Annotated in this window: 26 protein-coding genes; 16 read left to right on the top strand and 10 right to left on the bottom strand. The window is 69.5% G+C overall.

Annotation, left to right across the window (positions count from 1 at the left end; translation table 11 throughout):
- The first annotated feature begins 301 nt into the window (after positions 1-301).
- Positions 302-586 carry a hypothetical protein gene (locus PKF00_RS42625; protein WP_271223490.1) on the top strand — a complete coding sequence of 95 codons (285 nt, stop codon included), beginning with the start codon at positions 302-304 and terminating at the stop codon, positions 584-586.
- A gap of 88 nt (positions 587-674) precedes the next feature.
- Here PKF00_RS42625 and PKF00_RS42620 read toward each other — a convergent pair whose 3' ends face one another.
- The 3 genes from PKF00_RS42620 to PKF00_RS42610 form a co-directional block, all read right to left on the bottom strand.
- A complete protein-coding gene (locus tag PKF00_RS42620) occupies positions 675-1,064 on the bottom strand; it encodes an MmcQ/YjbR family DNA-binding protein (RefSeq protein WP_271223489.1) in 390 nt (129 codons plus the stop codon).
- A 16-nt stretch (positions 1,065-1,080) separates the two neighbouring features.
- Positions 1,081-2,127: a DUF2293 domain-containing protein gene (locus PKF00_RS42615; RefSeq protein WP_271223488.1), complete on the bottom strand. Its 1,047-nt coding sequence runs from the start codon at positions 2,125-2,127 to the stop codon at positions 1,081-1,083.
- Between the two features lie 75 nt (positions 2,128-2,202).
- A complete protein-coding gene (locus tag PKF00_RS42610) occupies positions 2,203-3,936 on the bottom strand; it encodes a pyruvate dehydrogenase (protein WP_271223487.1) in 1,734 nt (577 codons plus the stop codon).
- A gap of 206 nt (positions 3,937-4,142) precedes the next feature.
- On the opposite strand from PKF00_RS42610, the gene PKF00_RS42605 reads away from it, so the two are divergent.
- The 3 genes from PKF00_RS42605 (at position 4,143) to PKF00_RS42595 (ending at position 6,141) form a co-directional block, all read left to right on the top strand.
- Positions 4,143-4,940 carry an SDR family oxidoreductase gene (locus PKF00_RS42605; RefSeq protein WP_425582315.1) on the top strand — a complete coding sequence of 266 codons (798 nt, stop codon included), beginning with the start codon at positions 4,143-4,145 and terminating at the stop codon, positions 4,938-4,940.
- A 41-nt stretch (positions 4,941-4,981) separates the two neighbouring features.
- The gene (locus PKF00_RS42600) at positions 4,982-5,686 is read left to right on the top strand and encodes an SIR2 family NAD-dependent protein deacylase (RefSeq protein ID WP_271223485.1); all 705 of its coding nucleotides are present in this window, start codon (positions 4,982-4,984) and stop codon (positions 5,684-5,686) included.
- 149 nt (positions 5,687-5,835) lie between these two features.
- A complete protein-coding gene (locus PKF00_RS42595) occupies positions 5,836-6,141 on the top strand; it encodes a hypothetical protein (RefSeq protein WP_271223484.1) in 306 nt (101 codons plus the stop codon).
- A 183-nt stretch (positions 6,142-6,324) separates the two neighbouring features.
- On the opposite strand, the gene PKF00_RS42590 is transcribed toward PKF00_RS42595, so the two are convergent.
- Both PKF00_RS42590 and PKF00_RS42585 read right to left on the bottom strand, forming a co-directional pair.
- A complete protein-coding gene (locus PKF00_RS42590) occupies positions 6,325-6,729 on the bottom strand; it encodes a hypothetical protein (RefSeq protein ID WP_271223483.1) in 405 nt (134 codons plus the stop codon).
- Positions 6,730-7,374: 645 nt separating this feature from the next.
- On the bottom strand, positions 7,375-8,226 hold the full coding sequence (locus PKF00_RS42585) for a LysR family transcriptional regulator (protein ID WP_271223482.1): 852 nt from the start codon (positions 8,224-8,226) through the stop codon (positions 7,375-7,377).
- 82 nt (positions 8,227-8,308) lie between these two features.
- On the opposite strand from PKF00_RS42585, the gene PKF00_RS42580 reads away from it, so the two are divergent.
- Positions 8,309-9,214: an MBL fold metallo-hydrolase gene (locus tag PKF00_RS42580; RefSeq protein WP_271223481.1), complete on the top strand. Its 906-nt coding sequence runs from the start codon at positions 8,309-8,311 to the stop codon at positions 9,212-9,214.
- On the opposite strand, the gene PKF00_RS42575 is transcribed toward PKF00_RS42580, so the two are convergent.
- The 3 genes from PKF00_RS42575 to PKF00_RS42565 all read right to left on the bottom strand — a co-directional run bounded on the left by PKF00_RS42575 (position 9,211) and on the right by PKF00_RS42565 (position 12,091).
- Complete coding sequence (locus tag PKF00_RS42575) at positions 9,211-9,942, bottom strand: phytanoyl-CoA dioxygenase family protein (RefSeq protein WP_271223480.1); 732 nt, start codon at positions 9,940-9,942, stop codon at positions 9,211-9,213. The genes PKF00_RS42580 and PKF00_RS42575 overlap by 4 nt on opposite strands.
- 207 nt (positions 9,943-10,149) lie before the next feature.
- Entirely contained in the window at positions 10,150-10,638 is a 489-nt protein-coding gene (locus PKF00_RS42570) for a pyridoxamine 5'-phosphate oxidase family protein (RefSeq protein ID WP_271223479.1), read from the bottom strand.
- 19 nt (positions 10,639-10,657) lie between these two features.
- Positions 10,658-12,091, bottom strand: coding sequence for an MFS transporter (locus PKF00_RS42565; protein ID WP_271223478.1), 1,434 nt, complete (start codon positions 12,089-12,091; stop codon positions 10,658-10,660).
- Between the two features lie 100 nt (positions 12,092-12,191).
- Here PKF00_RS42565 and PKF00_RS42560 point away from each other — a divergent pair, with 100 nt between their 5' ends.
- Positions 12,192-12,725: a winged helix-turn-helix transcriptional regulator gene (locus PKF00_RS42560; protein ID WP_271223477.1), complete on the top strand. Its 534-nt coding sequence runs from the start codon at positions 12,192-12,194 to the stop codon at positions 12,723-12,725.
- A 217-nt stretch (positions 12,726-12,942) separates the two neighbouring features.
- On the opposite strand, the gene PKF00_RS42555 is transcribed toward PKF00_RS42560, so the two are convergent.
- Entirely contained in the window at positions 12,943-13,884 is a 942-nt protein-coding gene (locus PKF00_RS42555; protein ID WP_271223476.1) for a CU044_5270 family protein, read from the bottom strand.
- A gap of 198 nt (positions 13,885-14,082) precedes the next feature.
- Here PKF00_RS42555 and PKF00_RS42550 point away from each other — a divergent pair, with 198 nt between their 5' ends.
- From PKF00_RS42550 to PKF00_RS42530, 5 genes are all read left to right on the top strand, one after another.
- Positions 14,083-14,598, top strand: coding sequence for a SigE family RNA polymerase sigma factor (locus tag PKF00_RS42550; protein WP_271223475.1), 516 nt, complete (start codon positions 14,083-14,085; stop codon positions 14,596-14,598).
- Entirely contained in the window at positions 14,585-15,364 is a 780-nt protein-coding gene (locus PKF00_RS42545) for a hypothetical protein (protein ID WP_271223474.1), read from the top strand. The genes PKF00_RS42550 and PKF00_RS42545 overlap by 14 nt, the downstream gene beginning before the upstream one ends.
- A gap of 146 nt (positions 15,365-15,510) precedes the next feature.
- Positions 15,511-16,803 (top strand): AAA family ATPase, encoded by a 1,293-nt coding sequence (locus tag PKF00_RS42540; RefSeq protein ID WP_271223473.1) that lies wholly within the window; start codon positions 15,511-15,513, stop codon positions 16,801-16,803.
- Positions 16,804-16,808: 5 nt separating this feature from the next.
- Positions 16,809-17,417, top strand: coding sequence for an RloB family protein (locus tag PKF00_RS42535; RefSeq protein WP_271223472.1), 609 nt, complete (start codon positions 16,809-16,811; stop codon positions 17,415-17,417).
- Positions 17,418-17,579: 162 nt separating this feature from the next.
- Complete coding sequence (locus tag PKF00_RS42530) at positions 17,580-18,254, top strand: class I SAM-dependent DNA methyltransferase (RefSeq protein ID WP_271223471.1); 675 nt, start codon at positions 17,580-17,582, stop codon at positions 18,252-18,254.
- A gap of 470 nt (positions 18,255-18,724) precedes the next feature.
- Here the strand turns inward: PKF00_RS42530 and PKF00_RS42525 are convergent, their stop codons facing one another.
- Positions 18,725-19,432, bottom strand: coding sequence for an HAD family hydrolase (locus tag PKF00_RS42525; protein WP_271223470.1), 708 nt, complete (start codon positions 19,430-19,432; stop codon positions 18,725-18,727).
- Positions 19,433-19,543: 111 nt separating this feature from the next.
- Here PKF00_RS42525 and PKF00_RS42520 point away from each other — a divergent pair, with 111 nt between their 5' ends.
- From PKF00_RS42520 to PKF00_RS42500, 5 genes are all read left to right on the top strand, one after another.
- Complete coding sequence (locus PKF00_RS42520; RefSeq protein WP_271223469.1) at positions 19,544-20,740, top strand: helix-turn-helix domain-containing protein; 1,197 nt, start codon at positions 19,544-19,546, stop codon at positions 20,738-20,740.
- Positions 20,741-21,029: 289 nt separating this feature from the next.
- Entirely contained in the window at positions 21,030-21,950 is a 921-nt protein-coding gene (locus tag PKF00_RS42515) for a hypothetical protein (RefSeq protein ID WP_271223468.1), read from the top strand.
- Positions 21,951-22,054: 104 nt separating this feature from the next.
- Entirely contained in the window at positions 22,055-22,312 is a 258-nt protein-coding gene (locus tag PKF00_RS42510) for a hypothetical protein (RefSeq protein ID WP_271223467.1), read from the top strand.
- The gene (locus PKF00_RS42505) at positions 22,309-22,683 is read left to right on the top strand and encodes a hypothetical protein (protein WP_271223466.1); all 375 of its coding nucleotides are present in this window, start codon (positions 22,309-22,311) and stop codon (positions 22,681-22,683) included. Before PKF00_RS42510 ends, PKF00_RS42505 begins: the two co-directional genes overlap by 4 nt.
- Before the next feature lie 282 nt (positions 22,684-22,965).
- On the top strand, positions 22,966-23,274 hold the full coding sequence (locus tag PKF00_RS42500) for a MiAMP1 family antimicrobial peptide (protein ID WP_271223465.1): 309 nt from the start codon (positions 22,966-22,968) through the stop codon (positions 23,272-23,274).
- Positions 23,275-23,547: the final 273 nt, after the last annotated feature.

Raw genomic sequence — 23,547 nt, 5'->3', positions numbered from 1 at the left:
TGCTCGCACCATGGCCGCCTGCCGGGACATTGCAATCCGGGGAGGTGTCCTGTCCGCCCTGTGTGAAGGGCTTTACGGGGAAGGGTGGAGTGAAATGTAGCTGAAAGTGCTTTGTGTGTCACTCTCAGTGGCGAAAGGGTAATTTGACGGGCTAAAGGCTTTGGATTTCTCTAGGTGACCGCCGAAGTCGCGCCTCATACCGTGGAAATCCGGTTCGCATCGCGCCGAACGCGGCGTGATGTGACGCCACGCCCGCCCGGGCGTCGCCCAGGGCGCAACTGATTCACCATGGAGCAACCGCATGATCAAGATCAGGAACGCTCTCGCGGCCGGGGCCATGGGGGCCTCCGCCCTCATCGCGCCGGTGACGATGCCGGTCCAGCTCGCCGCAGCGGGGACGGCGACCGTGACCACCTCGACCACGCAGCTCACCTCTGTGGCCAAGCCGTGCTCCAAGCACAGGAACCCCGCCAGATGCTACGCCCGGCACGGCCCCCGCCACGGCCGCGGTGGCGGCGGTCTCAACGACAGTCTCAGCGACGACAGCATCGGCGGGCGCGGCCCCAGCGGGGGCATCGACAACTGACGGCGTCAACCGACGGCGTCGGCTGACAGCCTCGGCTGACAGGGCCAACTGACAGCACCGATGTGGACGAGCGCCTCCCGGCGGGCCCTCAGCCCGTGGAGGGGCCGGGAGGCGCGGCGTCCAGCCCGGCGACGAGCCTTTTCGGGGCCACCGCCCGGTAGCTCTCCTCGACCCAGTCGAGGAGCACCTCGGTCTCCGGCAGCTCGCCCGTCAGCGGGATCGTCACCCATCCCGCCTTGCCGAGCCCGTATCCCGAGGGCCTGACGCCCTCGACGGCCAGCGCGTGGCCGTTCGACTGCGGCAGCTTGACCCCGATGTTCGGGCTCCACTTCTCGGTCGGCTCCTCGACCCCGAGGAAGACGAAGATCTTCTTGTTGACCTTGACGACGGTCTCACCCCACGGATGGTCCTCGTACGCCTCGGGCAGGCTCAGCGCGAACTCACCCAGCGTCCGCCTGACCTCACGCCAGCTCTCCATGGCGCCCATTGTGGCCTCAGGCACCGACATTCTCGGCACGCCAGCGGCCGAGCACCAGGTCGATGGTCGTCCTGATCCGCTCCCTCGCCTCCGTCCTGGGCACCCCTGACATCAGCAGCCGGTCGTAGTCGGTGTCCAGATGCCGCACCGAGGCGACCACGGCCAGCGTGATCGCGTTCTCGTCGAGCACTTTGGCGGCGGCGGTACGGCCGACCCGTCCGCTGCCCCGCTGCCCGGCGTGCCGGGCGATCTCCTTAGCCCGCTCCGGCGGGCATCCGGGGAACAGACGGGCGATCTCCCCGGCCATCCTGGCCTGGAACTCCACATCCTCTCCCGCCCGCCGCTCCCGGTCGCGCTCCCTGCGGCGCAGCCGTACCTCCTCGTCGGCCAGGCACCGTTCCTCGGCCAGCGCCAGGGCGGCCTCCTCGACCAGGACGCCGAGGCGTTCGTACCGCTTGCGCCGGGAGTTGAACCTGACCACCACGGCGGCCAGCCCGCTCTCCTTCTTCGCCCTGCGGCTGAGCGCGGCGTCGCCGGCGGGCAGGAAGACGAGATGGTCCATGTCCGCGCAGGTCAGGCAGTACGGCTCGGCGTTCTCCATGATCAGATAGGGGCCCGTCCCGCCGCAGCCCGCGCACTCCCACGCCTTCTGCGGCTCGACCGCGACCAGATCGGGAGCCTTGCTCTGCCGTTCGGCCAGCTGCCGCCGCCTCGCCTCGCTCATGTCGGGGGAGACCCAGTGGACCCGGAAGGCGGTGTCGTCCCCCGCCGAGAGGAAGCGCAGCTCCTGCCTGTCCCTGCCGCCGGACACGTAGGCGCTCTCACCCGGCGTGAGCCCCTTGGCCAGCGCCCAGCGTCTGAGCGCCGTCACCGCCTCGGCCATCCTGGCGCCGTCGACCGCGCAGAGCTCCTCCAGCGTCGCGGCCCTGCCCTGCCGCCAGACGTCCACATGTCTGGCGTGCAGCCACCGGACCCCGGTCAGCACGTCGACCGCGGTGACGAACCTGCGCTGGGCGAGCGCGGCCTCCGCCGCCTCCACGATCCGCCGCTCCAGTTTGCTCACCCCGCCAGCTTGCCGCACCCCCGGGCCCCCTTGGGCCGGAAAGAACGTCGACCGAGCCGGAAAGGACGTCGACGCTCAGGGGCGGGGGAGGTTCCGCAGGTTGGCCCTGGCCATGTCGATCATGCGCCCGACCCCGCCGTTCAGCACCACCTTGCCCGCCGCCTTGACGAACCCCCTGACCTGCTCACCGGTGATCTGCGGCGGGATGGACAGCACGTTCGGGTCGGTGACGACGTCCACCAGGTAAGGGCCCGGCGTGCCGAAGGCGGTGCTCAGCACCTTGCGGACGTCCGAGGGACTCCGGACGGTGACGGACTCGACGCCCACCGCGTTCGCGATCGCCGCGTAGTCGACGGGCGTGTAGTCGGTGCCGAAGTCGGGAAGGCCGTCGACCAGCATCTCCAGCTTCACCATGCCGAGCGAGGAGTTGTTGAACACCACGATCTTCACCGGGAGGTCGTACATCCGCACCGTCAGCAGCTCGCCGAGCAGCATGCCGAGTCCTCCGTCGCCGGACAGCGAGACCACCTGCCTGCCGGGGTCGGCGAGCTGCGCCCCGATCGCCTGCGGCAGGGCGTTCGCCATGCTCCCGTGCCTGAAGGAGCCGATCACGCGGCGGCGGCCGTTCGGCGTCAGGTAGCGGGCGGCCCAGACGTTGCACATCCCGGTGTCCACGGTGAACACCGCGTCGTCCTCGGCGATCTCGTCCACGAGGTTCGCCACGTACTCGGGGTGGATCGGGACGTGGTGCTCGATGTCGCGGGTGTAGGCGTCCACGACGTGGTCCAACGCCTTGAAGTGCCGATCCAGCATCCTGTCGAGATAGCGGCGGTCGGACTTCTGCGCGACCTCGGGCAGCACCGCGCGCAGCGTCTCGCCGACGTCCCCGTGCACGGCGAGCTCCAGCGGGGTCCTGCGGCCAAGACGGGCGGGGTCGTGGTCGATCTGCACGGTGCGCCTGCCGGGCAGGAAGTCGTCGTAGGGGAAGTCGGTGCCCGCCAGCACCACCAGGTCCGCCTCGTGCATGGCCTCGTGGCACGCGCCGTACCCGAGCAGCCCGCTCATCCCCACGTCGTAGGGGTTGTCGTACTGGATCCACTCCTTGCCCCGCAGCGCGTGCCCCACCGGGGCCAGCACGCGGGCCGCCAGGGACATGACCTCCTCGTGCGCGTCCCGCACCCCCGCGCCGCAGAACAGCATCACCTTCTCCGCCTCGTTCAGCGCCGTCGCCAGCTCCGCCACCTGGTCAGCCGGGGGCCTGACCGTGCCGCGCCGGGTGAGGAAGTCATGGGTCCCCGTGGCCCGCGAGACCTCCGCCTGGGCCACGTCGCCGGGGAGCACCACGACCGCGACGCCGCCCTCGCCGATGGCGTGCTGGACGGCGACGCGCAGGACGCGGGGCATCTGCTCGGGCGTGCTGACCATCTCGCAGAAGCCGCTGCACTCCACGAACAGACGCTCCGGGTGGGTCTCCTGGAAGAAGCCCGTCCCGATCTCCGGGCTGGGGATGTGCGAGGCCAGCGCCAGCACGGGGGCGCCGCTGCGGTGGGCGTCGTACAGCCCCTGGAGCAGGTGGGTGTTGCCCGGCCCGCAGCTGCCCGCGCAGACCGCCAGACGCCCGGTGACCTGCGCCTCGGCCGAGGCGGCGAACGCGCCTGCCTCCTCGTTGCGCACCTGCGTCCACTCGACGCCCTTCGTCCTGCGGACCGCGTCGACCACCGGGTTCAGGCTGTCGCCGACCACCCCGTAGATCCGCTCGACCCCGGCCTGCCGCAGCACCTCGACGAACTGCTCGGCAACGGTTGCCATGGCGTTCCCCCTCGCTTGTCACGTCACGGGGTACCTCACCGGATTTCGCGGGATCACTCCCCGACGGGAGAACAGCCGTCCGGCCTGCGTGTTTGCCGGAAGCTGGGAGTGTCGCGCGAGCGGCGGGGTAGGCGGACCGTATGTCACAGGAACACGACGCCACGCCGCCGCCGCAGAGCCAGCCGTATCCCGGAGAGAGCGGGGAGATGACCCCCGCCCCCCGCGACGAGATGCGCGACTACCTCGGCCGTGACCTTCTGGCGGGCAGACGCGCACTGGTCACCGGAGGCGACTCCGGCATCGGGCGGGCGGTCGCGGTGGCCTTCGCGAAGGAGGGGGCCGACGTCGCGATCGCCTACCTGTCGGAGCACCGCGACGCCGAGCACACCAGGGGCCTGGTCGAGAAGGAGGGACGCCGCTGCGTGCTGCTGCCCGGCGACCTCGCCTCGGCCGAGCACTGCCGCGAGGTGGTCGAGTCGGCCGTCTCGGCGCTCGGCGGGCTCGACGTGCTGGTCAACAACGTCGCCACGCAGTCGCCGGTGAACTCCCTTGAGGAGCTCTCCGACGAGCAGTGGGAACGCACGTTCGCGGTCAACATCCACAGCTACTTCCGCGTCACCAAGGCCGCGCTCCCGCACATGCCCGACGGCGCGGCCATCGTCAACACCTCTTCGATCAACGGGCTGCGCGGCAACAAGTCGCTGATCGACTACGCGGCGACCAAGGGCGCGATCAACGCCCTGACCTACTCGCTCGCGCAGACCCTGATGGAGCGGCGAATCCGGGTCAACGCGGTGGCCCCGGGGCCCGTCTGGACGCCGCTGATCCCCGCGACCATGCCCGAGGAGAAGGTCGAGAGCTTCGGCGCGCAGGCGCCCATGGGGCGGGCCGCCCACCCGGACGAGATCGCCCCCTCCTATGTCTTCTTCGCCTCCGAGCGTCTGTCGTCCTACTACACCGGCGAGGTCCTCGCTCCGATCGGGGGTGAGACGCTCCCCGGCTGAGTCCCGGCTCCGGCCTTCTTCCGGCTGGTTACGATTGGGTGATGACGGTGACCGTGTTGACGGGGGCGGGGATCTCCACTGAGTCGGGGATCCCTGACTACCGGGGCCCCAACGGTCTGTGGCGCAAGGACCCGGGCCACGAGAAACTCGTCACCTACGACTACTACATGGCCGACCCCGAGATCAGGCGCCGCTCGTGGCTGCTCCGCCGTGACAATCCCGCCTGGCACGCCGAGCCGAACGCGGCGCACCGCGCGCTGGCCGCCCTCCCCGACGCCTGGATCGTCACCCAGAACGTCGACGGCCTGCACCAACGGGCCGGGTCGCCGCCCGACCGGGTGCTCGAACTGCACGGCAACATGTTCGGCGCGGTGTGCACCGCGTGCGGCGCGGGCTCGACCACGCGTGAGGCGATCGACCGGATCCTGGCAGGGGAGGACGACCCCGCCTGCCACGACTGCGGCGGCATCCTGAAGACCACGACCGTGATGTTCGGCCAGTCCCTCGACCCGGTCACCCTCGGCAGGGCGGTCGAGGCGGCCGAGGGATGCGAGGTGTTCGTCGCCGTCGGCACCTCGCTCCAGGTGCAGCCCGCCGCGTCCCTGGCGCTGATCGCGGCGGAGTCGGGCGCCAGGCTGGTCATCGTCAACGGCGAGCCGACGCCGTACGACCATCTGGCCGACGAGGTGATCCACGACCCGATCGGCCAGGCCGTCCCCCGCCTCTGCTCCGCCCTCATCGCCTGACGCCGGCTCGAAGGACCTCGGGGAAGCCGGTCGGCTCCTCCGGGTGACGGTGAATCACCGCGCCGGATATCGGGAAAGAGTGGTTTGACTGGTTTGTAATTCCGGTGGTTCTCGGGGGAAGCGTTGGGTTCCCGTCGGGAGGAGGCGCCATGACCGTCAAGCGACCGCCGCTGCTCGCCGCGGCGATCCTCGTCGGAGTCACACTCTGGCCGGGCGGAACCTCGGGAGCCGCGTCGGTTCCGGGGGCTGTCACGGGACCGATCCCGGGCTCGGCGGAGACGGTGGCGACGGCCTCCGTGCAGGGGGTCGTCTCGCCCGGCCGACGCTGCTGGCGCAGAGGCCCCCTCAACTGCTGCGCGTCCTCCGAGGGCGTCAGGTGCCACAGGAGGGATCGCCTCAGGGACCTGGACGACCTCCACGATCGATGGTTGGACCGCCACCGGAGACACGACTGACGCGACGACTGGTGAGTCCGCTCGGGTCTCCGGCGCCGGAGGCGGCCGTGAAAAGGGAAAGGCGGCGCCACCGCGAAACCGGTGGCGCCGCCTTGTCGCCTCGCCGCCCGTTCCGGGGCGCCCGTGACGCTGCGGTTGTCACGGGGAGCCGATGTGCCGGGCCGGGAGGTGCGTCGGGAGACGTCAGATGACGGCCAGGACCTTGAGCACGTTGATGACGATGCCGAACTTGCTGAGGTAGGTGTTGACGGTGGTGGTGACCAGCTCGTTCTTCTGGATGAGGACGGGGAGGTTGACCTTGTTGTCGGCGACGTTGACCAGGGCGACCTCCAGGTCCTTGAGCTGGTTGTCGCTCAGCACGTTGATGTCCTTGACGTTGACGGTGACGTTCTTGAGGACGTCGTTGTCGGTGATCTTGCCGACGCAGCTGACGACGTGGTTGATGCCGTCACCGGAGTTGGAGCAGGTGTAGGCGTGCGGGCTGGTGCTGCCGCCGCCGGTCTGGGCGAAGGCGCCCTGGGTGAGGGCTCCGCCGGCCAGAGCGGCGGAGAGACCGGCGACGGCGGCCAGACGCGTGATCTTGCGCATGAGGGGTTGTCCTTTCGGGGAGGGCTGAGCCCGGCTGTGGTCGGTGGTGCCGGTGGTCACCGCGGGATGCGATGGCCTGGCGCGGCTACTGCTGCCCGTGCCTTTCCGCCTTATCTGTCACCTTTCGGTAATCTTTTTCTGCCTATAAATTGGTGTGTCTGCTATTCGTTATGTTTTGCGGTATAAGAGAGTGCTGTGTCGCGGTTATGGAAAACCCGTAATGGCGTCTGGCGGGAACGACAGGCTGGTCTCACCGGGGGGCTTTTCCGCAGCTCGGCGGCATCTCCTTCGAGGCTGAGAGGAGCGGCGAGACCGGTTCGCGGGAGTGATCGGCGTTCCGGTAGTGCGTTTCTCATATCGCTCGCACCAAAAGCGTGTTCCGTACGGGGACGGAATCCTGGTTTCGGCGCCTTCGAGAAATCAGGAAGAGAGCGCTCTCCGTCTGTGAGACGAGGACCACGACAGGCGGACTCGTTTCGTGAACGCCCCTCGGCCTGTTCGATCACCGGTCAGATCTCCCTGGTCCCCGGCGGGTGAGCCCGTGCGGTGGTCTCCGGGGTGAGGCCGTGCGGTGGTCTCCGGGGTGAGGCCGTGCGGTGGTCTCCGGGGGTGAGGCCGTGCGGCGCGTTCGCCGCCGCGAGGCGCTCAGTCGCGGTAGGCGGCCGTCGCGATCTGGAAGAACGACCGGATCAGCGGGTTCGCGTCACCCTCGTTCCACGCCGCCACCACGCGGCTCGGCGCCATGTCGATCAGCGGTACCACGGTCAGCTCCCCGGGCGGGGCGTGCCCGAGCGGGGTCATCCCGACCGTGCCGTTCCAGAGCACGGCCTGCAGGCACTCCTGGACGGCGCGCACCACCGGACCCTCGCGAGGCTCGCCGCCGTTCCAGTACGACTGCCAGATCGGGTCGGTGCCGCCCGGGAACTGGAACCAGCGCCGGTCGGCCAGGTCGGCCAGCTCCAGGCGGTCACGGCGGGCCAGCGGATCGTCGGCGCGCAGCACCGCGCCCACCGGGTCGGCGCGCAGCTCGCGCACCGTCAGGCCGGTCTCGTCGAACGGCCCGCGGGTCAGGGCGACGTCGACCAGTCCGGCGCGCAGCCCGCAGGTCGGATCGGTCAGGTCGGCCTCGCGGACGCGGACCTCGACGCCCGGGTGCCGCCGGCGGTACGCGGCGGCCAGCCGCGTCGCGCCCCGGTCGGTACTGTCGCCCAGGATGCCGACGGTGATGGTCGCGGCGCCGGCCGCCGCGGCCACCCGCACGCGTACCCGGTCGGCCTGGTCGAGCAGGGCGCGCGCCTCGTCCAGCAGCGCCGCCCCCGCCGGGGTGAGCGTGACGCCCGCGGCGGAGCGGTGCAACAGAACGGCGCCGACGTCGGCCTCCAGTCGCTTGATCGCCCGGCTCAGCGGCGGCTGGCTCATGTGCAGCCGGGCGGCGGCCCGGCCGAAGTGGAGTTCCTCGGCGACGGCCACGAAATAGCGCAGCGTGCGCAGCTCCATGACCGGCGAAGATACCCGTACGGTATCGACGCCACCTAATCGGACTTGGACGGCCACGGCGTCCGGGCGGTGAAATCGGGGCATGACGGACGAACCGATGACCGACCCCGCCGTGCGGGTCGCCGACGCCCAAGAGATCGCCTCCGACCTGCTGGTGATCCCGAACCACGGGGTCACGCTGGTACCCAACATCGGCGTCGTCGGCGGCACGCAGGCCGTGCTGGTCGTCGAGACGGGCATCGGCACCGCCAACGCCGAGCGGGTCCTCGCCTTCGCGTCTGAGGTCGCGAAGGGCCGCCGGTTGTACCTGACCACGACGCACTTCCACCCCGAGCACGCTTTCGGCGCGCAGGTGTTCGCCGGCCAGGCCACATACCTGGTCAACCGCGCCCAGGCGGACGATCTGAAGACGAAGGGGCCGGGCTACCTGGAGATGTTCCGGGGCTTCGGCGGGCCGGTCGCCCGCCGCCTCGACGGCGTCCGGGTGCCCACCCCCGACGTGGTCTACGACGACGGGTACGACCTGGACCTCGGCGGCCGGATCGTGCGGCTGCGGCCCACCGGCCGGGGTCACACGAAGGGCGACCAGGTGGTCAAGGTGCCGGACGCCGACGTGCTGTTCACCGGGGATCTCGCCGAGACCGGGCAGTTCGCCATCTTCCCCTGGTTTCCGCCGTACGACACGGACGTCTCCGGCGTGCGCTGGCTGGCGGTGATGGACCGGCTGGCCGCCGTCGGCCCCCGGGTGGTGGTCCCCGGTCACGGTGACCTCGGCGGCCCGCAGGTGCTCACCGACGTCCGCGACTACCTGCGTGAGCTGCGCGAGGAGACCTGGCGTCGGCGTGACTCCGCGATGGGCGAGGCCGAGATCGTCGCCGAGGTCCGGGCGTCGCTGATCGAACGGCATCCCGAGTGGGTCGGTCAGGAGTGGATCGAGCGGGGCGTCGGGTGCCTGTGCGCCGAACACGCCGCCCCGCCCGCGGCCTAACGGAGAGCTCTGCCCAGCGGTGTGTCCGCTGCCGGGTCCAGCGGCTCCGTCAGCATGAACGGCATCTGCGCCATGAACCTGGGCCTGTCGCCCAGGTGCTCATGCGCGGCGTGCACGGTCAGCGGATGCACCAGGTAGGCGTCGCCCGGCGAGCCGGTCGCCAGCGCCACGGGGCGGTCCTTGCTGGCCTCGTCCACCAGTGCGCCCGCGCGCACGTAGTGGTACACCTCCCCATCGTCCAGCGCCCCGAGGCTGTCCCGCTGCGAGCCCGCCCTGACCCTGGTCGGCGCGTCCAGCTCGCCGACCTCGGAGAACAGCATCAGCACCAGGAGGCTGTGCGAGCGGGCGGTCACCCCCCAACTGCCGTCGGGCTGGGGCGCGTTGGCGTCCAGGTGCCAGCCGCGGTCGTCGGCCGGTGGCCGCCGGGGGAACCGGATCGGGATGTTGCCCGCCGCGCCGCGCGGCTGCCAGCCGCCCTTCCCGCACAGCGCGTCCAGTCCGGCCGCCAGCGCGGGAGACCTGACCAACTCGCCGAACGGCCCCTGCCCGGTCATGTCCGCGGCCCACACCACCGGCTCGCGCCAGCCCTCGGGCTCGTCCGGGGACAGACCGATCTGCCTCCACAGCAGCGCCTGCGCCGCCTCGCCCTGCTCGCGTGAGCCGATCGTCACCTTCACGAAGCCGTCGCGCACGAACGACTCGACATGCTCCTCACCGAAGATTTCCACACCGGCCACGCTACTTCGGGGCGCAACCGCTTTTTCGCGGTCGCGCCCCGAAGCGACGTCACCGGCCGGGCGGCACGCGCCGTCCGCTTCCCCGCGGACGTCCGGCGGGCGCCGCCCGGCTTCCCCCGCGGACGTCCAGTGGGCGCCGCCCGGCTTCTCCGCGGATGCCCGGCGGGCGCCCGGTGGCACGCCGGGCCGCCTCGGACGTCAGGCGGCGTCCTCGGCCTTCCAGATCCTGCCGCGCAGGTCGGAGCCTCGGATGACCTGGACGCGCCAGGGAGTCAGGCGCAGCACGTGAAGCTCGGGATCGGCGGGGCCTCCACGCCAGAAACGGCCCAGGTCGTATCCGGCTCCCGCAGGGCTGGTCCTGAGGTAGAGGTCCCACACATGCCGCTTGATCTCCGGATCGTCGGTCCACTCGGCGACGGTGTCGACGCTGACGGCGTTCTGCCGCGGGGTCCAGTAGGAGAAGGCGGCGTGTGGGTTGCCCGCCAGGTGGGCCGCCTTGACAGGGGTCCTGTAGGTGGCCAGCCAGCCGACGGGGCGCCCTTCGACGATCTCCCAGACGGGGATCAGCACTCGCGCCCGGGGACGGCCCCTTTTGTCGACGGTGGTCATGGTGGCGTAGACGATGTCGCCGATGTAGGCGTTGAACTCGTCCTGGATCGCGGCGAAGGACGTCGCTTCCGTGGCCATCTGTTCTCTCCGATCGTGGTCAGGCGGAGGTCTCGGCGGGGACAGGTTCAGGGGTCCTCGCCGTTTTGCCGGCGCGCAGGCCGAAGGCGATGACGACCGCGCCGAGGACTCCGGCGACGACCGGGACGACGAGAGCGGTCCGCAGCGCCTCCAGCTTCGCCTCCGGCGAGTCGCCGTCGCCGAGCGCCGCGACGTTGACGGCGGTCATCGCCGACAGGCCGAGGGCCGTGCCGAACTGGATCGCGGTGTACAGCAGGCCGCCGGCCAGGCCGTGCTCGTGTTCGTCGACGCCCTCGACGGCGGCCATGGTCAACGGGCCGTAGGCCAGGGAGAAGGCCAGGCCCAGCAGGACCATGGTCGGCAGCATGGCGGTGTAGGCCCAGTCCAGCCCGACGGGCAGGAACAGCGCGTAGGCCAGGGTCGCCAGGAGCACCCCTCCGAACAGCACCCGGACGTTGCCGAACCGGTTCACCAGCCGTGGCGTCAGGGTCGGGGCGAGAACCGTGTCCATGCCGACCACCAGCATGGCCAGACCCGTCTGCAGCGTGCTCCAGCCGCGCAACTCCTGTAGATACAGGGTGACCAGGAACTGGAAGCCCGCGAAGGAGCCGACGAACAGCAGCGCCCCCAGATTGGCGCGCGCGAGGGGGCCCGAGCGCAGGATGCCCAGCCGTACCAGCGGACTGGCCGAGCGCCGCTCGATCACGACGAAGACGGCCAGCAGCGCCAGACCCGCGGCGAACGTCACCGCCGTGCCGCCCCAGCCGCCTTCGGGACGCTCCAAGCGGATCACCCCGTACACCAGCAGCAGCATCGCGCCGGTGACGCTGAGCGCGCCCGCCAGGTCGAAGCCCCCCGCCGGGCGTCGCGGGGCGACCGGCTCCCTGATGAGGGGTACGGCCGCCAGCAGGATCACCGCGGACAGGATGACCGGGGCGAAGAACACCCACCGCCAGCCGAACGAGGCCAGCAGGCCACCGGCGACCAGGCCGAGGGAGAAGCCGCCCGCGGCCGTTCCCGCGTAGAAGCCCAGCGCCCTGGTGCGCTGCGGGCCCTCGGGGAAGGCGGAGGTGATGAGCGACAGCCCGGCCGGGGCCATGAACGCGGCCGCGACCCCGGTGACGAACCGGGCGACCAGCAGTGTCCACCCCTCGGTGGCGAACCCGCCCAGACCGGAGAAGACCAGGAAGACGGTCAGCCACGACAGGAACATCCTGCGGCGGCCCAGCAGGTCGGCCGCCCTGCCGCCCAGCAACATGAACCCGCCGTAGCCGAGCACGTAGGCGCTGACCACACCGCTGAGCATCCCGGTCGACAGGCCCAGGTCGGCCCGGATCGACGGCAGCGCCACGTTCAGCATCGCCACGTCGATCCCCTCCAGGAAGATCGCTCCGCACAGCACGAACAGCAGACTCCAGGCGCGTCCGTCCATGCGGGCGCTCGATGTGGACATGGGGAGATTCCTCTCGGAAAGGCAGAGCCCGTCATGGTTCTCCCCATGACGGCCGGTTCCCTCTTGTAACCAGCAGCATCCTCAGACACCATCGGGAGGCATGGAAGACGGAACTTCGAAGTCCCCCGGTTACTGCGGGGATACCGCCGACCTCTACGACGTCCTCCAGTGGGACACGCGGCAGGACTGCGAGGTCCGGCAGATCCTCGACCGGATCGCCGACAAGTGGTCCCTGCTGGTGATCGCCCTGCTCGACCAGCAGAGCCTGCGCTTCACCGAGCTGCGCCGCAGGATCGACGGCATCAGCCAGCGGATGCTCGCCCGCACCCTGCGCCACCTGGAGCGTGACGGCCTGGTGAGCCGCACCGTGCATCCGTCCGTGCCGCCGCGGGTGGACTACGAGCTCACGCCCCTGGGCGCGACCCTGCACCACACCATCCGCGCGCTGGTCACCTGGACCGAGGAGCACCAGCGGGAGATCGCCTACGCGCGCTCGGCGTACGACGCCCGTGTGGCGGCCGAGCAGGAGGCCATGGAGAGGGAGGCGGCACAGCGGGACGCCATCGCCAGGGAGGTCCTCGCGGCGGGCGCCGCCCGCGTCACCCGGACGTCGGCGGACAGCCGCCCGCGATGACCGCGGTCGTCATGATCGATCGTGATCGGGGCGAGCGGCCCCGGCGGGTCCCTCCCCCTCGCCCGGGGCAACGCTCCTGGCCGGGACTTTCGGGGTGCGTCACGGGGAACGAGAGGGCGGTCACCGGTTCGGCGGTGCGCTCGTCCCAAAACGCGATCCTGAGGTCCCCCGGCCCCAGGATCGCGCATGCCCCTGATGGGAGAGCGCTGACCGGCGGCTAGGGGAGGGTGGGAATCGTCGGTTCGTCGTCGGTCCAGCCGACGTGGAGCGTGGTCGTGGTCCAGGTCTTGTTCGGGAACGGCCTGCCGTCGATCGTGGTCTTCAGGCTCTCCTCCAGCAGCAGCCGCGTGTCGGCGTCGACGACCAGCCGGGTCGTGACCGCGACGGAGTCCTTTCGCTGCCGGTCGAGGAACAGGCCGTCTCCGGGCCGTCCCCGGGAGTCCTTGATCCTCCCCAGGGGCCGGACGCCGGGAACCGTCAGCAGCGCCTCGTACGCCGCGGCGCGGACCTCCTTCGGCACCGGAACCTCGTGCAGCAGCGAGGCCAGCGCCCCGGCCACGTAGCCGTCGACGGCGTCGTCGGGGACCTTCGCGACCCGCGTGGCCTTCGTGATCCAGGCCTTCAGCCCGGCGGGGTCCGCGGGCAGCCTCTGGAGCTCCTCGTACGACAGCTTCTGCTCGGCCAGGAGGAACGCGACCTGCTCCTTCACGGCGACGACCCTGCCCTTCTCGGGCGCGGTGGACAGGGAGACGGTCCTGCCGTCCGCCGTACGGTTCCACGTGGCCGGGGAGCCGTCGCGCCGCCACGCCTTCTCGTCCGCGGCGCTCTTCGGACGCGTCCCCAGCCTCCGGAAGCCGGACCAGGTCCTGCCGTCAGGCGAGGTCCACGTCTCGGCGAGCCGCTGCTCCTCCACCCAGTAGCGGTTCGAGCCGCTCCCGAGCTGCCGGGGATGGGTGGTCCTCCACAGCGTCCTCGTGTGCCAGTAGGCCCCCTCGGCCGGGGCCGCCACCGACCGGGCGGCGGCTGCGAGCCGCAGGTCCGGGGAGCTCGGCGGGCCCTGCGGGAGGCCCGGCGGGCCCGTCAGGGCGACGGCGGCCACAGCGGTCAGGCCGATCCCGATCGCGGTCAGCGACCGGATCGGCGCGGTCACGAATGTCATCTGCTTCCTCTGGGCGTCCGGTTTCATGACCCCCAATACGCCTGGGCCGCCCGGGAGGTTGCCCGCGAGCGCTCCCTGGTTCGATCAGCGAGCGGATCTCGCGTTCGCGGGTCCGCTGTTTTCCCGGCGACCGAAGAACGTGGGCAACGCCCGGCGCGGCCCAGGCGTATTAGGGGTCATGGAATTGGATGAACAGGCGTGAGCGGCACCGAGGACGACGAGTTCGTCGCGTTCGTGGCCGCGCGCGGCACGAGCCTGCTGCGGGTCGCCTACCTCGCGTGCGGAGACGAGGGGGAGGCGGAGGACCTGCTGCAGACGGCGCTGGAGCGCACGTACCGGAACTGGGACCGGGTGCGGCGCGACAACCCCGAGCCGTACGTCCGCCGCGTCATCGTCAACACCGCCATCAGCCGTGCCCGGCGTCGGGCGATCCTGCGGATCATCCCGACGCACACCCCTCCCGAGTCGTCGGCGCGGCAGGCCGACGTCGACCTGCGCCACGTGCTCATGGACACCCTGCGCGCACTGCCTCCCCGGCAGCGCGCGGTGGTCGTCCTGCGGTACTGGGAGGACCTCAGCGAGACGCAGACCGCGGAGATCCTCGGCTGCTCGGCAGGGACGGTGAAGAGCCAGGCGTCGAAGGCGATCGCCAAGCTCCGCCTGGTGATCGGCGAGGAATCAGTGAAAGGAGTGATCAGCAATGTCCACGCTTGAGGACGGCCTTCGCCAGATCATGGCGGACGAGACCGAGCGGCTGCACGCCGCGCCCGACCTGGCGGACCGGGTTCTCCGGTCCTCGCGGCGGAAGACGAAGCGGGTCAGGCTCACCGCCCTGGCCGCCGCGGCGACCGTCGCGGCGGCCGTGGTCCCCGCTTACCTGGTCCTCGGCCAGGACTCGACGGCCGTACGGGGGGGCGAGACCGGCGGGATGGTCGCGACCTCCGTGACGTCGCAGCCGGACGCCGCCTCGGCCGCACCGGAACCCCCCGCCATCGACGACACCCCCGAGCCCGACCCGACCGCGACGCCCGACCTCGGCGACCTGGGCGACGGAAGGGCCTTCGGGCACGTCAGGGTGGGATACCTGCCCGAGGGTCTGCAGTGGTCCCACTGGTCCCTGGACTTCGGCGACAGGTACACGACCTCGTGGAACTACGACGGCGACAAGAACGGCTTCTACTGCGTCCAGATCTACGTCTACGAGGGGCAGGCCGTCCAGGAGGTCGAGGAACGCCTACGGATGCACCGCGAGGTGCGCGAGGGTGAGGAGGTGACCCTGGGCGGCCGGGCCGGCTACCTGATCAGGCAGGGGGTCGGCGAGGACGGCGGCGACGGCACGCCGACCGTCTTCGTGGACATGGGCGGGCAACGGTGGGCGGAGGTGATGTTCAGCCCGGTCTACGCCAAGGAGTTCGACGACGCCGACGCAATCGCCCGCGAACTGAGGAAGGTCGCCGAAGGTCTCACCGCCGCCGCCTGATCCCGCCCGCCATCCCGGGCGGGTCGGCCGGAACCTCCGGAGGCCGGGGTCAGTCCACGGAACACATGCGGCCAGAGGCTGTTTTTCGCAGGTTGTTGACGGAATCGTGGCTACGATGACTCCGTGGGTGCGGGAAGGGAGGTGCTGTGCTGATCCGCTTCGAGGTGGCGAACTTCCGCTCGGTGCTCGACCCCGTCGAGTTGTCGATGGTCGCCGTCGACCGGGACCGGGTCGAGGCGCGCCCGGTGCCCAACCTGGGAGAGAGCCTGCTGCCGGTCGCGGCCGTCTTCGGCCCGAACGCCTCCGGCAAGTCGAACGTCATCGCCGCGCTGACCTGGCTGCGAACCGCCGTCCGGGAGTCGCTGCGCTTCTGGGACGACGAGATCCCGGTTGAGCCGTTCGCGTTCGCGGACGGTGAGAACCGGCCTTCTGAGTTCACCGTCGAGTCCGTCATATCGGGCGTGCGGTTCGAGTACGTCGTCGAACTCGACCGGCAGGCGGTTCGTTACGAAGCCCTGTTCCACTATCCCGAGAAGAAACGCCGGCGAATCTTCGAACGCGAGGGTGACGAGCTCAAGCTGCAACGCGGACTCGGCAACCTGTCCGGCACCCGTGAGCTGCTGACGGCTCGCACGCTCGCGCTGTCGATCGCCCGGCGGTTCGAGGAGCCTCTCGTCTCCGACTTCGCCCGCGACCTGCTCGACGCCCAGACGCTCGGGTTGAAGTCTCGTAACCGGCGTCCGACGTATTACGGGCCGACGCATTCGACGGTTCGCTGGTTCGAGGATCTCTCCGACCGCAACCAGCTGTCGTTGCCGGGACTCGAGGAGCTGGAGAGCCTTTCCCAGGCCAACCGAACACAGGCGCTGGCCCTGCTGCGCCTGGCCGACCTCGGCATCGACGACGTGGTGATCGACGACCACGAGCCCCTCTATCCGGAAGGCGGCGCAGGGGCGTCACGCGGGCGCGCGCAGCGCAGAGTGCGTCTTGTCCACCGGGCGGCTGAGGAAAGGGTGCCCCTCGACTTCGCGGCGGAGTCGGAGGGCACACGCACCTGGTTCCAGCTCATCGGACCAGTCCTGTCCGCGCTCAGGTCCGGGTCGCTCCTGCTGTTCGACGAGCTGGACGCGAGCCTGCACCCGACGTTGTCCATGCAACTCATCCGGCTGTTCCACGACCCGGTGACGAACCCGGAAGGCGCACAGCTGATCTTCACCTCCCATGACACGAGTCTGCTCAACCACCTCAACCGGGACGAGGTCTGGTTGACCGAGAAGGCCGAGGACGGCGCGACTCGGCTGGGTGCGCTGGCCGAGTTCGCCGGTGAACGGGTGAGAAAGTCCCAGAACCTGGAGAAGGCATACCTGCACGGCCGGTTCGGCGCGCTGCCGGACGTCGACCGTACCGAAATCCTTCGCGCTCTCGGGCTCATCGGCTGACCCGGATGACACCACGGAGAACCAAGGCGAAGGACCTCAGACGGAGGACCGCCAACCGCCCGGAACGCAAGACGGTCGTCGTTTTCTGCGAGGGCGAAGCCTCTGAGCCCGACTACGTAAACGGGTTGAGACGGCTCCCGGAAGTGCGCGCCAACACGTCGATCAACATCGAGATCGACCCCGATCAGGGGGTGCCGATGGTTCTGGTGAAGCGGGCGATCGAGCGAAACCGGGACGACGAGGTCGACGAGTGCTGGTGTGTGTTCGACGTCGAATGGCCCAAGAACCATCCGAACCTCAAGGAGGCCATTCGGCTGGCGAACGACCATGGGATTCGCCTGGCCGTCTCGAATCCCTGCTTCGAGCTGTGGCTGATCCTTCACTTCGAAGACCAGACGGCCTTCGTGAACACCAGCGAGGCCGAACGCAAGAGTCGCAAGCTTGACGGACGTTCAGGGAAGCGAATCGACGCCGGCCAGTACATGCGGCGACGACACGCGGCATCGGAGCGCGCGGCCTCGCTGGCCAAGCGCCACGCACAGCACCAGACCGTGTTTCCCAACGACAATCCCTCGTCCACCATGGGCGACCTGCTCGAAGCGATCGAACCTTGAACCAGGCTGTTTGACGTCCCGGTTCCTGAGACCGGCCTCAACGAGTCGGTTCCGTGTGCGATGCAGGACACCTCTGTCACCCCGTCGTCCACAACGGAACGGACGCGCCAGCCGGTCGGTGATCGACGACTTCCGCCGACCGATGGACTACAGTCGTCCGCCGTGGCCGAACCCTCCTCCCCCTATCTGACCGCGACGGCGGACGCCTATGACGCCGTCGCCGACCTCTACGCCGACTTCGTCCGAGACTCGCTCGACCGCCTGCCACTGGATCGCGCGATGGTCGCCGTGTTCGCCGAACTCGTACGGGCCGCCGGACCCCGGCCCGTCGTCGAGGCCGGCTGCGGTCCCGGATACATGACGGCACACCTGCGTGACCTCGGACTGGACGCCTTCGGCGTCGACCTGTCTCCCGCACTGATCGACATCGCCCGCAAAGACCATCCTGACCTGCGTTTCGAGGTCGGTTCGATGGGCGCCTTCGACATGGCCGACGGCGAGCTGGGCGGTCTGCTCTCCTGGTACTCAGTCATCCACATCCCACCACCGGAGCTGCCGCCGTACTTCGCCGAGTTCCGCCGGGTGCTGGCCCCGGGGGGTTACCTCCTGCTCGGTTTCTTCGAGTCCGAGGGCGGTCCGGTGCTGCAGTTCGACCACAAGGTCACACCGGCCTACCGGTGGCCGATCGACGACGTGGCCGACCTGGCTCGCAAGGAAGGGTTCGTCGAGGTGGCGCGGATGCTGCGCGAGCCTTTGGAGGACGAACGATTCCGCCGCGGCCACCTGCTGATGCGCCGTGGCCGTACTGCGGCGGCGGACACAAGCAGCATGGAGTGAAGTCGAAGAGGGCCGTCACCCAGGATGGAAAGGGCCCGCGCCAGTGCGGGGGCCCTGCCCTTCCTTCGCGCTTCGCGCGGATCACGCTCGGGCTGTGTCTCCTCGGGGCTTTCGCCCCGAACCCCAGGTGAGAGGCCTTCTGGCCCCTCGCGCTCCCCAATCGTTAACCGGATTTCCCAATAGGTTGACAAAACAGCCAATTCTCGCGGATGTGCGCTGGTTGTATTTGCCGTCTCGCCGACAAGCGTCTTTTTGACGTTTTGATGAAGGAAGTCGTTTACGGGTTCGGGGCGATGGGATCTAGGGTGGACATGGAAAAGTTGAGTGTTCTCTCCTGCGTCTGGCTGTAGCCCCATATGCGTACTTTTCGGGCGGAGAGTGCTTCGGCGTGCGGCATCGAGCAAGTGTTGGGCATCGGGGATACGACATCGATTTTCTGTGTCGCCACTCCCGAGCGGCAAGGTTTTTCTCTACTGGAGTTGACCTTGATTGTTCACGATCGCTGTCAACAGAGCGGTGTCCCGTAGGTCGGGCAGGACCCATGTCGCCCCGGCCTCGCGTAGGTCGTCGGCGGTGCTCCGGCCCGTTGCCACTGCGACGACGGGTATGCCGTTCCGAAGGGCTGCCTCGACGTCGGCGGGCGTATCCCCGATGAGTACGGCATTCGTGGATTCCGTAGCCTCACCGAAGACGGCGGCTCGTTTCAGCGCGATCCGTACCAGCTCGGCGCGAACGTCGTCGTCCTCGCCGAAGGCTCCGATCTCCCAGGCGATATCACGGTCAAGCCCGAATGACTGCAGTTTGATCTCCGCCACCATGCGAACGTTTCCCGTCACGACGGTTTGCGTGACACCGGGAACTTCGGCCAGGGCGTTCAGGGCGGCAGACGCTCCGGGAAGGGCATGTCCTTGTTCTCGTAAATCGGCGGACCGCATGATGTGTGCTTCGGCCAGAGCGTCGGCGAACCGCTCGAAGTCGTCCCGGTCGGTGGCCAGGCCGTGGAGCCTGGCTGTCTCACGGAAGATGACAGCCTCCGTGAGGCCGTCGATTCTGGCCTGCTGACGCATCGGTATTCCGGTCACTCGCTCGAATGCTTGGGCGGAAAGTTCGCGGCCGATTCCCCTCATATCTACGAGTGTGTGGTCAATGTCCCACAGAACGACCCTGAATACCGTCATCGTCACCTCCGTTGGCAGTGCCGTTCCACATTGTCACACTGTCATCCCGAACTGACCACCTTGATCTCTTGATCGGTCTACGCTCAACACATCAGTCGGGAAGGGGGCGGGATGGCGGTAACCCTCCCTATTGGGGAGCGTATCCGTTACTGGCGAGAGAAAAAGCAGCGCAAGCAAGCCGCTGTGGCTGGATTGTGTGGCATAACCGAGGAATATCTCTCGCAGATCGAGCGCGGCCTGAAGACACCATCGCTTCCGGTGCTGCGAGCTCTTGCTGCCGAACTCGGGGTCCCGACATCGGCGCTACTCGACGAGACACCTGGCGAGCCTTCTGGAAAGAACGGCGGTGTCGCCCAGGACGTCACTCGTGCGCTGATGGGATATGGCCCCCCGAGGAGTTCTCCGCCGCTCTCGTCCACTGCGCTGCGGGAGCAGGTGGAATCCGCGTGGCGCATGTGGCAGACCAGCCCCACACGATTCACCGATGCGGCAACCGTGTTGCCACCCCTGGTCGCTGACACCGAGCACGCCGTGCGTGTCCACCGGACGGGCACGGACTCTGACTCTCGGCGAGATGTTCTTCGTACGGCGGCAGATCTTTACTTCTTGCTCCGGTCCTACTGTCGTCGAGCTGATCGAGTCGACCTCTCTCTCATGGTGGCTGACCGTGGTCTGCGTGCCGCAGAGGACGCGGACGACCCCATCCGCATCGCAGCGGCGCAGTGGAACCTTGGCCATGTTCTCCTTGCGGACGGGGAGCATGAAGGTGCCGAACAGGTCGCACGACTTGGCGTCGAGCAACTGGCCACCTCGCAGGAGGGTGAGGCTGTGGCGCTGGCCGGGGCGCTCGAACTCGTAGCGGTTGTGGCCGACGCACGCCGGAAGAGGTGGTGGAACGCACGACAACGCCTCCAGGACAAGGCCGTCCCCCGGGCTCGGCAGGTCGGTGAAGGCAACTCCATGTGGACCGTGTTCGGGCTGACCAACGTCGAGTTACATGGTGTGAGCATCGAGATGGAAGCGGGAGAGACCACCGAAGCGTTGCGGGTGGCGGACCAGATCGACACGAGCTGTCTCCCGTCACTGGAACGCCGCTTCACCTTCCTGCTTGAGGTGGCCCGCTGCTGCGACCTACGGCGTGAGGACGCCGCCGTACTGGTTCACCTGCTCGATCTGCTCCAATCGGCGCCCGAGGACCTGGCCCGCAGCCCGCTCGCGCAGGACATGGTCATCCGTCTTCGTCGTCGTGTACGGCCCACATATCGGCGGCAGGTCGACATGCTCACAGAGCGTCTGGGACTTCTCTGACTTCCCGAACCACTGGTTACCCGAACTGACAGTTCGGGTCGCGGCCTTCGAAGCGCCCTACCGTCGGAGCAAGGTCACGACGGCAGAGGTGTCGATCATGAATGCGATGGAGGCCACATCACGTGGCGCTACACGTTCGTCCTTGGCGCGCCGTCAGGCCGAAGCCATTACGCATGGCTGTGGAGCAGGTCTGCCGCTTCATTTCGTATTGATCCCATAAACAAACGGCGGGCCTGCCCGACGTTGCGACCGTCGGACAGGCCCTTGATCAGGAAAGGCCTCCTGACCAATGACCAACCCTAGTGTCGCGGTCCTGGATCGAACCACGGAGAAGGGAAGCGGCTGCGGCTGCTTCGCCGACGTCCTGCCGATGCCGATGGGGTGTGCCGTCTGCGGGCACGCGCCGTACGCGCACGGCTGTCCCGGACGGCCCTCCGACCACGACTACGTCCAGCCGTCCGGCGCGCTGATGGAGCTGCGCCTTCGGGCTCGTCGTCTCGGTGAGCCGCGTGTCCTGCCCGATGCCGAGCGGTCCGTGGACGTGGCTCCCGGCGAGGTTATTCCGCTGGTTCCCGCCCAGCGTCGGCCCGAGCCGCCCGCGCCCGCTCCCGAGACCTGGCCATCTGTCCCCGTCGCTCTTGAGGCCTGCCCGTCCGTCCCCATCGATCCCGAGCCGTCTCCGCTCGTGCGCGCCGTACGGCAGCCGCTGCCCGGCAGGGCCTCCAGGCCGTTTCCACGGCCCGGGGTGCGGCCTGCCGCCACCAGGCCGCCTCGGAGGCACGAAGGGCGACGTCCTGTGCCCGGCGGCCTCCGCGCGAACGCGCACAACCCGAGTGCGGCGAGGGCCGCTCCGCCGACGCGGCGACCGGTCGGGCCGTACGGCGCGTGTCAGATCCCTCTCGCCCGCCCTGTGAGGCGGATTCACCCGTCGCCGGTGACGGCCGGACGGGGCCCTGATCGGATGGAGGTTCGACCCATGGACGACGTCAGACCCACCTCGGCAGGACAGACGATCCCGGGCTGGCGGGTGATCGTCAGCGACGCGGGGCGTTACTGGGCCAGCAGGCGGGAGCCCTTCCCGGACGACGCGACCCAGGGGGCGGCCCTCAACGTCCCGCCGTTCCGCACGGTGGACGCCGACACCCTCGACGAGCTGCGGGCCGAGGTCGAGCGGCAGGAGACGGCGGCGGCCGGGCGGGTGAACCGGTGATCGGGCGGCGGCCCCGCGTGCCGGGGAGGCATCGGTACGGCCAGGCCCTCAGCGCGGTGCACCGTCGGCTGTGGGACGGCCCGGCTCGGGAGGAGGCCGGGCGGTTGGATCGTTCCACGGTCCTCTGGTCGGTGCTGTACAGCCTGGGGCGTCGCCGTTTCTACGCCCTCGCCGCCTGGCCCGCCGCCGAGCCGGTGGTCGTCGAGGACGACACCGCAGAGGGGCTGGAGGCCCGCATGCGCGAGGTGGAGAGGGGCGGGGGCGTCCGGCCGCCCGTCCCGTCCGGGCTCGCGGGCAGGGGCGAGGGCATCTGGAACACCCCGTCTGTTCTCGTCGGCCCCGTTCAGGGGAGGGCGGCGTGACCCCTGCCTCATGGTCATGTGCCGGGCGGTCGCGTCTTCCCGAGGCGTCGGCCTGTGGTGGGCGGACGCCTCCCGACGTCACGCCACGACAGCGGCGAAGTGAGCTGGAGCGGGCCCATCCCGGCTGGCTCGTCTTCCACGACGGCGGCATCGGCGTCTGGAGCGCCTTCCGCCGGAGCTTTCCGGACGGGCGGGAGGTGAGGGCGGGGATCAGGGCCCTGGTCAAGGCGGCCTGTCCCGAGTGTCTGGACGAGAAGCTGACCCGTCAGGCCGAGATCCTGGACAGCCTGCCTCCCTGCCACCCGCTGCCGAACTCGGCCAGGTCCTCCGGCTCTCTGTCGAACCCGGCCCGGCCCTCCGGTCAGTCCTGAGACCGGTCCTGAAGCCGGCGCGGCGGCGGCCCTTCCCCGGCTGTCCGCCGCCGCGCCCTGCCTCGTGCGCCCCGGGGAAGAGGGCGCACCCTCGGCGACCATCGGTTACACAGGGTAACGGCAGTCTATCGTTACGGTAAGTGGTGAGCCGTCACTCTCCGGACATGATGAGTTCCGTTCCGTGGCCTGCGGGACGGAAGACGCCTCCGGAGTCCCCTGAGGTTCCACGTCACCGGACCGGGCGGGCTCGCGGAGCGGAACCCCGTCATCCGAAGGAGCGCTGTGAAGAGAATCCTCATCGTCTCGGCCCTGACCGCCGGGATCGTGGCCGTCACCACCGGTGCCGCCTACGCCTCGCAGTACATCGCCTACGAAGGGCCGGGCTTCACCGGCAGGTCCGTCCTCATCGACGCGTGCGGGCCGTCCGACATCCCCTTCGGTGGCTCCTACAAGTGGTACGGCGACGGCCAGGCCGGGCGCATGTACAACCAGCCCGGCACGCGGGGTCCGATGCACTTCAAGCTTCCCGCCGACGACGGCGCGGAGCAGAGGTCGCCCGTCGGCTGGAAGAGCATCTTCATCGAGTGCTGATCACAGCTCACGACGACGGCCCCGAGCGGACGTGTCCGGGGCGAGCCGAGGCCGAAGCCTTGGTGTCCGCGATCATCACCGCGCCCGCGGCTCGCGCCGGTCAGCCGACGTGAGCCGCGGGCGGCACCGGCTTGCCGAACATGGTGCAGGTCACGGCGGTCTGGAGCGCCTGGGCAGCCTTGGCGATCTTCGGGTCGGACCCGAACTCGGCCCAGGACTCCGTTGAGATGAGGACGATCGCCGTACGGCCGCCGGCGCGGTCGGTGAGGGTGC

Origin of the sequence: Streptosporangium carneum, assembly GCF_027922005.1 — a bacterium.
GTDB classification, from domain to species: domain Bacteria; phylum Actinomycetota; class Actinomycetes; order Streptosporangiales; family Streptosporangiaceae; genus Streptosporangium; species Streptosporangium carneum.
This window is presented reverse-complemented; position numbering and strand designations above follow the sequence as displayed.

What these genes read in the sequence shown, in the direction of transcription:
- PKF00_RS42625 (WP_271223490.1), top strand. Translation starts at nt 302, where the DNA reads ATGATCAAGATCAGGAACGCTCTCGCGGCCGGGGCCATGGGGGCCTCC.
- PKF00_RS42620 (WP_271223489.1), bottom strand. Translation starts at nt 1,064, where the DNA reads ATGGAGAGCTGGCGTGAGGTCAGGCGGACGCTGGGTGAGTTCGCGCTG.
- PKF00_RS42610 (WP_271223487.1), bottom strand. Translation starts at nt 3,936, where the DNA reads ATGGCAACCGTTGCCGAGCAGTTCGTCGAGGTGCTGCGGCAGGCCGGG.
- PKF00_RS42605 (WP_425582315.1), top strand. Translation starts at nt 4,143, where the DNA reads ATGACCCCCGCCCCCCGCGACGAGATGCGCGACTACCTCGGCCGTGAC.
- PKF00_RS42600 (WP_271223485.1), top strand. Translation starts at nt 4,982, where the DNA reads ATGACGGTGACCGTGTTGACGGGGGCGGGGATCTCCACTGAGTCGGGG.
- PKF00_RS42595 (WP_271223484.1), top strand. Translation starts at nt 5,836, where the DNA reads ATGACCGTCAAGCGACCGCCGCTGCTCGCCGCGGCGATCCTCGTCGGA.
- PKF00_RS42590 (WP_271223483.1), bottom strand. Translation starts at nt 6,729, where the DNA reads ATGCGCAAGATCACGCGTCTGGCCGCCGTCGCCGGTCTCTCCGCCGCT.
- PKF00_RS42585 (WP_271223482.1), bottom strand. Translation starts at nt 8,226, where the DNA reads ATGGAGCTGCGCACGCTGCGCTATTTCGTGGCCGTCGCCGAGGAACTC.
- PKF00_RS42580 (WP_271223481.1), top strand. Translation starts at nt 8,309, where the DNA reads ATGACGGACGAACCGATGACCGACCCCGCCGTGCGGGTCGCCGACGCC.
- PKF00_RS42570 (WP_271223479.1), bottom strand. Translation starts at nt 10,638, where the DNA reads ATGGCCACGGAAGCGACGTCCTTCGCCGCGATCCAGGACGAGTTCAAC.
- PKF00_RS42565 (WP_271223478.1), bottom strand. Translation starts at nt 12,091, where the DNA reads ATGTCCACATCGAGCGCCCGCATGGACGGACGCGCCTGGAGTCTGCTG.
- PKF00_RS42560 (WP_271223477.1), top strand. Translation starts at nt 12,192, where the DNA reads ATGGAAGACGGAACTTCGAAGTCCCCCGGTTACTGCGGGGATACCGCC.
- PKF00_RS42555 (WP_271223476.1), bottom strand. Translation starts at nt 13,884, where the DNA reads ATGACATTCGTGACCGCGCCGATCCGGTCGCTGACCGCGATCGGGATC.
- PKF00_RS42545 (WP_271223474.1), top strand. Translation starts at nt 14,585, where the DNA reads ATGTCCACGCTTGAGGACGGCCTTCGCCAGATCATGGCGGACGAGACC.
- PKF00_RS42535 (WP_271223472.1), top strand. Translation starts at nt 16,809, where the DNA reads ATGACACCACGGAGAACCAAGGCGAAGGACCTCAGACGGAGGACCGCC.
- PKF00_RS42525 (WP_271223470.1), bottom strand. Translation starts at nt 19,432, where the DNA reads ATGACGGTATTCAGGGTCGTTCTGTGGGACATTGACCACACACTCGTA.
- PKF00_RS42520 (WP_271223469.1), top strand. Translation starts at nt 19,544, where the DNA reads ATGGCGGTAACCCTCCCTATTGGGGAGCGTATCCGTTACTGGCGAGAG.
- PKF00_RS42515 (WP_271223468.1), top strand. Translation starts at nt 21,030, where the DNA reads ATGACCAACCCTAGTGTCGCGGTCCTGGATCGAACCACGGAGAAGGGA.